The following is a 5515-nucleotide window of genomic DNA, read 5'->3' on the forward strand; positions in this document are numbered from 1 at the left end:
ACGACAACACTTACATTGCCGGCATCCTCAATTCGGTGAAGACCGTTGCCATGGTCGGCGCGTCCGCCAATGATGTGCGGCCAAGCTATTTCGTGCTGAAATATCTGCTGGCCAAGGGATTTTCGGTGTTTCCGATCAATCCTGGCCAGGCCGGCAAGGAGATCCTCGGCCGGATGACCTATGCGAGGCTCGCCGATATTCCGGAGCCGATCGACATGGTCGACATTTTTCGCGCGCCGGCGGCGGTGCCCGGCATCGTCGACGAGGCGTTGCGGCTCGATCCCTTGCCGAAAGTGATCTGGATGCAGCTTGGCGTGCGCCATGACGAAGCAGCCGCGCGCGCCGAGGCCGCCGGCATCAAGGTGGTGATGAACCGCTGCCCCAAGATCGAATATGGCAAGCTGTCCGGCGAGATCGGTTGGACCGGCGTCAATTCCGGCGTGCTGTCGTCGAAGAAGCCGCTGATGCGGTCGGGATTCCAGAGTTTTGGCGTGCGGCAGAAGTAGTGCACGTCGCTCAAAAGTGCGCAGCGGTTTTGGGATAACGACGTGCACCAAAAGCAAGGCCTGACGCGCGATGCGCCTTAGGCGCAAAATTATTCCTTAGGCCAGCGCATTTTCTCGGGCCTCGGCCGCAGATCGCTAGCCGAAGGGTATTTTCTTCTTTGCATTCGCGCTCATGCTTCGCCAAGAATGCCCGGCGATTTCAAGAGTTTCAAAAGGGAGGTTTTCAGTGACCCGCACGCCAGGTTTCAACACGCTCGCCGTCCACGCCGGTGCCAAGCCCGATCCGGCGACCGGCGCGCGCGCCACGCCGATCTACCAGACGACCTCCTTCGTCTTCGACGATGCAGACCATGCCGCGTCGCTGTTCGGGCTGAAGGCCTTCGGCAACATCTACACCCGCATCATGAACCCGACCCAGGCGGTGCTGGAAGAGCGCATGGCGGCCCTTGAAGGCGGCACGGCGGCACTCGCGGTCGCCTCCGGCCATGCGGCGCAGGTGATCGTGTTCCACAATCTGATGCAGCCGGGCGACAATTTCGTCGCGGCCAACAAGCTTTACGGCGGTTCGATCAACCAATTCGGCCATGCCTTCAAGAATTATGGCTGGGAGGTGCGATGGGCCGACACCAACGATATCTCGACCTTCGAAAGCCAGATCGACGACAGGACCAAGGCGATCTTCATCGAAAGCCTCGCCAATCCGGGCGGCACCTTCGTCGACATCGAGAAGATCGGCGACATCGCGCGCAAGCACGGCCTGCCGCTGATCGTCGACAACACACTGGCCTCGCCCTACCTCATCCGGCCGATCGAGCATGGCGCCGACATCGTCGTCCATTCGCTGACCAAATTCATCGGCGGTCACGGCAATTCGATCGGCGGCGCCATCGTCGACGGCGGCACCTTCGACTGGTCGAAATCGGGCAAATACCCGATGCTGTCGGAACCGCGCCCTGAATATGGCGGCCTCGTTCTGCACGAAACCTTCGGCAATTTCGCCTTCGCCATTGCCGCGCGCGTGCTTGGCCTGCGCGACCTCGGCCCGGCGATCTCGCCGTTCAACGCATTCCTGATCCTGACCGGCCTGGAAACCTTGCCGCTGCGCATGCAGCGCCACTGCGATAACGCCGTGACGGTTGCTGCCTGGCTGTCCAATCATCCCAAGGTCGCGTCGGTGAACTACCCCGGCCTGCCCTCGGACAAGAACAATGCACTGCAGAAGAAGTACTCACCACTTGGCGCCGGCGCCGTGTTCACCTTCGCGCTGAAGGGCGGCTATGACGCCGGCGTCAAATTCGTCGAGGCGCTCGAACTGTTCTCGCATCTGGCCAATGTCGGCGACACCAAGTCTCTGGTCATCCACCCGGCCTCGACCACGCACCGCCAGCTATCCGACGAGCAGAAGGTCAAGGCTGGCGCAGGACCGGACACGGTGCGGCTGTCGATCGGCATCGAGGACGTCAACGACATCGTCGCCGACCTCGAACAGGCGCTCGCCAAGGTCTGATTCTTTTACCCTCCCCCTTGTGGGGAGGGTCGGCGCGCAGCGCCGGCGTGGGGGTGAGCCGGCGGATTGCCGGCTCTTTCATGGAGAACAAGTCTTGTCCGTGCACTACTTGACGATATCGACCGACAGCGTCGAACCCGAATCTGGCGCGCCGGCGCCGGATCGGCTGATCTCGGGCGATCCCAAATTCCGCACCTGGAATGTCGAGGAGCGGGAGGGCGGCCTCTACGCCGGCATCTGGGAATCGACCCCCGGCAAATGGCGCATCGCCTATGACGAATGGGAGTTCTGCCACATCCTGTCCGGCGTTTCGGTGGTGACGGAGGACGATGGGCAGGCGCGCACCGTCAAGGCCGGCGACAGTTTTGTGCTCAGGCCCGGCTTCAAGGGCAGCTGGGAAGTGCTTGAAACGACTCGCAAGGAGTATGTGATCAAGCTCTGATCGCTTTCATGAACAATAACAGCGGAGAGCTTGCGCTAGTTTGAAATTCCAGTACAATTAGGTATGGATGCATATAAAATAGCTGTCACTATTGCTTGTATATTTGCGGATGTCTGGATCATAAATTTTTGCATTTCAGTTGTGTTTCCAGCGATCAAATCAGGAATCTATCCTGCGCCCGGTAGGGTCTACCTGCGAGAAATGCACCCGAAGAGATTTTGGTTGGCGATAGTGTTCTTTCCAACGTTGGCGGTTTTTGCGGTGGCCTCGACGATACTGCTGGTATTTAGCATTTGAGGGAAAGTATCGGCCTCCAATAGAGGTTTCCCGCAAGAATCCGAATTTCATTGTCCCGGCTATCTCGGCTCCTCGGTCTGTCGCCAGCGTGCCGGTTTGTCTACTTCGCCGGAAACTGGCTAAGGTAGGCTTCCGAGGCCTTGTCGTGGAAAGTCAGCACGTCGGCGTCCTGCGCCTCGATGTCCGCGTCGGAGATCTCGTCGCGATAATACTGCACCATGAGATCGAGTCCCTCCTGGCTGATGCCCTGCGTCGGCATCTCGCGGGCGAGGCAGCCGCACAGGGTGAGCGCACGGTCCGGTGATCCGATCTTGTGGTTGGTGAGAATGAAATCCTGCGCCGGACAGGCATCGAGAAAGCCGTCAAAACTCAACTTCTGCTGCGGCTGGTCGCCATGGTTGAAATAGGCTGGCGGCCATTGGTTCTTGCCGCTGGCGACATCGCAGCCGGTGCCGACATCCTTGGCACTGTTCTGGACGGCAAGCAGCGCCGTCCACTTTTCACCCGTCGGATATTCGAAGTTTTCTGCCAGCGACGCGGTGTACATGTCGAGATCGGCCTGCGTGAGGCTGGTTACCTGAAACCGGTTGAGCTGGCACTGGCATTCGGCGCTCACGCGCTCGGCTTCGCCCTCCGCCGGCTGCTCGTTGGATTTGCTTTTCTGGCAAGCCGCCAGGAAGGCCGCGCCGTCGAGCGACGAGGCCGGGAAGGCGGAGGCGTCGAGATAGCGCTTGCCGTCCCAGCCGATCGTCATCTGGTCGGACTGCATGTCAAGAAAACCGTTTCGCTTGAAGGCGCTGAGCCCGATCTTGTCCTGCGGCACCAGCCTCGCCCCCGGAATGTCGCCGAGAACCCTCCTGGTAGCTGTCGCCTTCCAGGACAAACAGGAAGTTGCCGCAGTTGGTGCCATCACAGCCGGGCGCATGGCGATAGGCGAAAATCTCCGGAAAACCGTCGAGGTTGAGATCGACCTCGATGGCAAAGGATGTCGGCGGCAGGCCCTTCGACCCGGTCTGCCGCTCCAGCAGAACCGTCGCCATTTTCTGGGCGATGGCCATGCTGTTTTGCCACGGGATGTTTTCCGGCTGCTGCTGGGCGGCCGCGATCTCAGGGAATGCGCACGCCAGCGCCAGGGCAAACAACGTCGCCCGTATCGAAAACAATCTCATATCGCAGCCCCTGGCTCGCGATCGTCAGAAGCCGACGGCAAGCGTCTCCAGCCCGTGGAAGTGATAAGTGTCGCGGAAGCTTGGGGTTTCGGCAAGATGCAGCTCTGGGTGGCGTTCGAACAGGGTTTTCAGCGACACCTGCAATTCGAGCCGGGCCAGCGGCGCGCCGATGCAGAAATGGATGCCGGCACCGAACGATACGTTCTTCTGGTCCGCGCGATCGGGCCGGAAGGCTTGCGGTACTGCAAAGGCGCGCGGATCGTGATTGGCCATCCCCAGCAGCAGCCCGATCGTCTGGCCCGGCTGCACGACGATGCCGGGCGAGAGTTCGATCTCCTGATAAGCGTAGCGTGTGAACATATGCAGCGGCGCATCGAAGCGCAGGCATTCCTCGACCGTTGCCGCGGTCGCTTCGGGTGAGCCGAAGAAGCGGCTGACATCGCCGCCTTGCATAAGGATCGAACGGACGGCGTTGCCGGTCTGATGCACGGTCGCCTCATGACCGGCATTGAGCAGCAGGATCGTCGAGGACACCATCTCGTCCTCCGACAGTTTCTGGCCGCCCTCTTGCGCCGAGATCAGCAGCGACAGCAGGTCGTCGCCGGGGTTCTTGCGGCGCTCGGTGACGTAGCCGCGCAGGAAATCGGCGAACTCGCCAGCGGCTCGGTTGGCCGTCTCTTCGATCTCGCGGGTGCGGCCATGGATGTACATGGCGACCATCTGGTGCGACCAGTCGAGCAGTTGCGGCCCCATCTCGACCGGCACGCCGAGCATTTCGGCAATGATGGTGATCGGCAAGGGCGCCGCGAAGGCCGGCAGCAGGTCGACTGTCTTGCCCGGGTCGAAACGGTCGATCAGTTCGTTGGCGAGCGCTTCGACGCGCGGCCGCAGCCGTTCGACCTGACGTGAGACGAAGGCACGGTTCACCAGTGTTCTGAGCCGCGTGTGCACGGGTGGCTCCAATTCCAGCATCGAATTGGCTTCGATGCCGTCGAAAGCCCTGAGATGGCTACGGTCCTGTCCGATACCGCGACTGTCTGGAATGCCGGCCGGATTCTGGCGGCCGAAACGGCGGTCGCGCAGCAGCCGGTTGACGTCGTCGAAGCCGCCAAAGCACCAGAAGCCGAATTCTTCCCAGAAGAAGGCATTCGATAGGCCGTGGAGGAAAGCATAGGCATCATAAGGGTTTTGAAAAAAAGCCGGCTCGTGCGGGTCGAGCCGCAGATGTCGAGTGGCTGGATCAAAGGCCAGGGCAGGTGGCGTCAATTTGCTCATGCCAGACCAATAGCGCGGCTTGCCAGCCTGGTTCCAGACCGTATGTTGGCGCCCGCAATCCAATACGTTGAGCCAGCCGACCGGCTGCGGAAAGTCTGATTTGATGAAGGTGATCGTTGTCGGTGCGGGTATTGCCGGCCTCTCGACCGCGTGGTCGCTGGTCAAGGCGGGTCACAGCGTTTCGATCGTCGAGCAGGGGCCGATCCCAAACCCGTTGGCCGCCTCGGGCGACCACCACCGCATCATCCGCCGCGCTTACCGCGCGGGGACCGGCTACGGCCGGCTGATCACCGAAGCCTACCAGGCCTGGGACGAGATG

7 protein-coding genes are annotated in these 5515 nt (G+C 61.2%); 4 read left to right on the forward strand and 3 right to left on the reverse strand.

The genetic code is table 11. The features are described from left to right. The 3 genes from EN991_RS21465 to EN991_RS21475 form a co-directional block, all read left to right on the forward strand. Positions 1–506: CoA-binding protein (locus EN991_RS21465; RefSeq protein WP_245461031.1), on the forward strand; the 506-nt coding region annotated here is incomplete at its 5' end. A 226-nt stretch (positions 507–732) separates the two neighbouring features. Beyond that, complete coding sequence (locus EN991_RS21470) at positions 733–2013, forward strand: O-acetylhomoserine aminocarboxypropyltransferase (RefSeq protein ID WP_024504598.1); 1281 nt, start codon at positions 733–735, stop codon at positions 2011–2013. 94 nt (positions 2014–2107) lie between these two features. Next, positions 2108–2455 carry a cupin domain-containing protein gene (locus EN991_RS21475; protein ID WP_127369502.1) on the forward strand — a complete coding sequence of 116 codons (348 nt, stop codon included), beginning with the start codon at positions 2108–2110 and terminating at the stop codon, positions 2453–2455. Between the two features lie 397 nt (positions 2456–2852). Here the strand turns inward: EN991_RS21475 and EN991_RS21480 are convergent, their stop codons facing one another. The 3 genes from EN991_RS21480 to EN991_RS21485 are packed head-to-tail and all read right to left on the reverse strand — an operon-like array spanning position 2853 to position 5196. Beyond that, the gene (locus tag EN991_RS21480) at positions 2853–3575 is read right to left on the reverse strand and encodes a hypothetical protein (RefSeq protein WP_245461032.1); all 723 of its coding nucleotides are present in this window, start codon (positions 3573–3575) and stop codon (positions 2853–2855) included. Next, positions 3523–3894 (reverse strand): hypothetical protein, encoded by a 372-nt coding sequence (locus tag EN991_RS41025; protein WP_245461033.1) that lies wholly within the window; start codon positions 3892–3894, stop codon positions 3523–3525. Before EN991_RS41025 ends, EN991_RS21480 begins: the two co-directional genes overlap by 53 nt. Positions 3895–3945: 51 nt before the next feature. Further along, positions 3946–5196 carry a cytochrome P450 gene (locus EN991_RS21485; RefSeq protein WP_127369503.1) on the reverse strand — a complete coding sequence of 417 codons (1251 nt, stop codon included), beginning with the start codon at positions 5194–5196 and terminating at the stop codon, positions 3946–3948. Between the two features lie 103 nt (positions 5197–5299). On the opposite strand from EN991_RS21485, the gene EN991_RS21490 reads away from it, so the two are divergent. Then, a partial coding sequence (locus EN991_RS21490; protein ID WP_164769257.1) for an FAD-dependent oxidoreductase occupies positions 5300–5515 on the forward strand: 216 nt, incomplete at its 3' end.

Origin of the sequence: Mesorhizobium sp. M7A.F.Ca.US.005.03.2.1 (genome assembly GCF_003997795.1) — a bacterium.
In the GTDB taxonomy this organism is placed as follows: domain Bacteria; phylum Pseudomonadota; class Alphaproteobacteria; order Rhizobiales; family Rhizobiaceae; genus Mesorhizobium; species Mesorhizobium ciceri.